Source organism: Facilibium subflavum (genome assembly GCF_003574485.1).
Lineage (GTDB): Bacteria > Pseudomonadota > Gammaproteobacteria > Francisellales > Francisellaceae > Facilibium > Facilibium subflavum.
Map to the genome: position 1 here is coordinate 1 of NZ_QLIT01000259.1, position 3120 is coordinate 3120.

3 protein-coding genes and 1 pseudogene are annotated in these 3120 nt (G+C 35.9%); 3 read left to right on the forward strand and 1 reads right to left on the reverse strand.

The features are described from left to right. Positions 1–234 precede the first annotated feature (234 nt). From DNK84_RS12790 to DNK84_RS12800, 3 genes are all read left to right on the forward strand, one after another. Complete coding sequence (locus DNK84_RS12790; RefSeq protein WP_119344868.1) at positions 235–423, forward strand: hypothetical protein; 189 nt, start codon at positions 235–237, stop codon at positions 421–423. A 92-nt stretch (positions 424–515) separates the two neighbouring features. Further along, complete coding sequence (locus DNK84_RS12795) at positions 516–2186, forward strand: hypothetical protein (RefSeq protein ID WP_162902460.1); 1671 nt, start codon at positions 516–518, stop codon at positions 2184–2186. 4 nt (positions 2187–2190) lie between these two features. Further along, the gene (locus tag DNK84_RS12800; RefSeq protein ID WP_119344870.1) at positions 2191–2793 is read left to right on the forward strand and encodes a hypothetical protein; all 603 of its coding nucleotides are present in this window, start codon (positions 2191–2193) and stop codon (positions 2791–2793) included. A 184-nt stretch (positions 2794–2977) separates the two neighbouring features. Here DNK84_RS12800 and DNK84_RS15245 read toward each other — a convergent pair. Beyond that, a pseudogene (locus DNK84_RS15245) lies at positions 2978–3120 on the reverse strand (IS4 family transposase); the annotation flags it as partial.

Below are 3120 nucleotides of genomic sequence, written 5' to 3' on the forward strand. Positions count from 1 at the left end.
TTTTGGTGACTTGAATGAAAAAAGCTGTTAAAAATACTCACAACGTCAATCCTTTGTTTAAGATGTGTTTTTTTGCGAAAAGTATCTTATATGCAATAGGTGCGGCGTTGCAATCAAATTCTACAATATGTTCATATTTTTCCTTAACTTAGTGCCATTAGTCCTAGTGTTGTCTTTTCTAAGTTCAATCCAACAACGACACTATCTGATTATGAAAATCCAGCATTAAAAGAAGTGTCAAAAACCAGTATCCGGCCATTTATTGCATTAGGTTACCAGTATCTCTTGCCATATTCGTTAAGTATCGGTGTTGAAGCACAATATATTTTTGGTACTGGCAATGATGTCTATGCACCTTATTACGGTGGAAGCTATATGCCTAATATGCTCAATTTATCTTTAAGTATTGGATATCATTTTTAATGTTGAATGTTGAATGTTGAATGTTGAATGTTGAATTAAAAATTAAAAATTAAAAATTAAAAATTAAAAATTGATAAAAATAGGAGAAAACAGTGAAGATAAAGTTTACGATTATGAGTATTGGTTTGGCTCTTGCATCAATGGCAAATGCAAATATAGACAGACTACCTGAAACCTATACTAGGGTTGGCCCTTTAGCACAAGATCTTAACAGGTTATGGCTAGAGCCGATTAATGAAACGATAAATCAGGCTAATAATGCTATTGCAAAAGCCAATAGTGCAAATGATACTGCGCAAGATGCAGCCAAAAAAGTTAATGATTATGATAGTAAAATTACCCAGGCCGTTAACACGGCAAATACTGCAAAGAGTACTGCCCAGGATACTCAAAAAACCGTTGGCACATTTGATGCACGATTAACAAGTGCAGAAACGCATGCCAGTTCCGCCAATCAGAGAGCTGAAGATGCAAGCAAAAAATCAGATAGTGCGATAGCTGCTGCACAGGAAGTAAATAAAAAAGTTGATGGTTATGATAGCCGTATTAACGAGATCAAAGCAGCTGCCAGTCAAGCAACCAGTACTGCAAATGATGCCAAGGATATTGCAAATAATGCCAAGGATATTGCAAATAAAGCAAAAGACTCAGCCGATAAAGTAGATCAATTTGATCAAAGGATTACAGAGGCTCAAAATGATGCACAGCAGGCGCAAGGTAGTGTAGATAAGGTTCAAGAAAGTGTCGATACTTTAGATACGTCAGTTAATACGTTAAAAACAGCCATTGGCAGCGATGAAAAAGGCCAAGAGTCAGGGGTTTATAAAGATATTAAAACCGCGGTAGAAGATGCAGCTGACTATACAGACACTAAGGTAAAACCTGTTAATGACAAAATTGATAATATTTCGGCATTTACCAAAGAAGATCGTGTGATTTATGCGCATAAGGATCAATCCTTAAATGATTTAATCCAAGTGGCACAATCAGATGAGATTAAGCCCAAACTAGACAAAAATAATCCCGTTATAATTAAATTAATGTCAAATACAACTTATGATCTGTCGAATAAAAATGTTCAGAAAATACCTGATGGTTTAACCTTTGATGGTGATGGCAGCGCAAAAATTCAAATCTCTGGAGGATCAAAGGAAAACGCTATCGTTATTAGCTCAGTCACATTTCAGAATTTAATATTTATCCTAACTTCAGGTAAGTCATATTATGATGACTACGTATTTAATCTTTCGAATGACGCATCAAAAGAGTCAAAGAGCAATATCTGCTTACGCAATGTAGAAATTGTGGGCGCTAAGGAATCGATGGGAGCCAACTTTATTTATAAAAACAAAGATAGTCAATATAACAATATTATTTTTGACCATGTTATGGTACAAAAACCAGACGTTAACTTAGAGAAGAGTTTTAAAGTTATAACCCCTTATTACGAGCAGCGCACTTCTGATGCTAAGAATCAAGAAAGTAATACACTTAAAATTAATAACTCTCATTTTAACCTGGTTGCGCTCAATGGGATGATTAATAGTGGCCTTGTCACTCATGTGGAAATTACAAATGGTATCGGCGAATACTGTTATGCTGTTAATGGTGACGGTGTTTGCACCATTGATAAGAGAAGTGATTATGGTGCAGAGCCTATAAAAAACCTTTATGTTATGAACTCAGCGCAAAACATTAGTGTAGAAAATATTACGGAAGGGGCCGAAAAATCCTCAAGGTTAGTAAAGAATAGGTGGCAGTAAAACAATGAAATATAAATTTAACTTCAAATCCAAAAAAGCATTATTATCAGCTATTACAACGATGGTCAGCATTCTTATCGTCTCCAATTCCTATGCAAATGACGATAAAAGTCTTCAATACGATGCTGGAGAGCATACTTTAATTGGTAATAGTGTTGATTTGTATTTCCCAGATTTGCAAACTGGTGATAGTGATATTGTTGTAAAAGCAGCAAAAATGCCTTTACCATTACCAAAGTCACTGCAATATAATGGCTTGGAGATGACGTATGGCGAGTATGTAGCGATGCCTGATTTTTTTGGCATTCCTGAAAAACCAATCTCTGATGGCAAGAACTTGAAAGCACGCAAAGAGAGATTCAATCAGGCGTTTAACAGTTTGGCAAAAACGACAACAGCAGTTGATGAAGTGCCAAAATTGTTAGCTGTTTTTTCTGAAGAAACACAGTTGATTAACGATGCTTTAAAAAAAGGTATTGATCCTTCTCAAGCATATAAAAAGGTCAATAGTGAACTAAATAAAAAATATAATAAAATCACAGGCGGAGGTGATTGGTATTACCCTAAAGGCCGGATGTTATTACTTGGAGAAACGAATTGGGATTAATGGCACTAAGTTAAGCCGCATTTTTGTATAAACCTCGAGCTTTTTTTAGTGGAGGATATGTCTTTGTTCTGCGTTTTCTGCACCGAGGCTCTTTGCGTCCTGTTCTGTTGGCGACCTGTTTATGGACAATGATTTTAAACAGTTGTCTGAGTATTTCTGGATCGTCTTTGCAGAGTAAATCAGTCTGTGAAAATATCCGTATACTTTGTAATGTAAGCTTAAAACTTAAACTACAAGGCAAACGATCGTGCGCCAATGCAGCTTGAGCCATAACCCTTCGTATGAGATTATATACCAACAGGTGCACCCATATTTCTTTATGCACCC

Coding starts and splice junctions, on each gene's coding strand:
- DNK84_RS12800 (WP_119344870.1), top strand. CDS start 2,191: ATGAAATATAAATTTAACTTCAAATCCAAAAAAGCATTATTATCAGCT.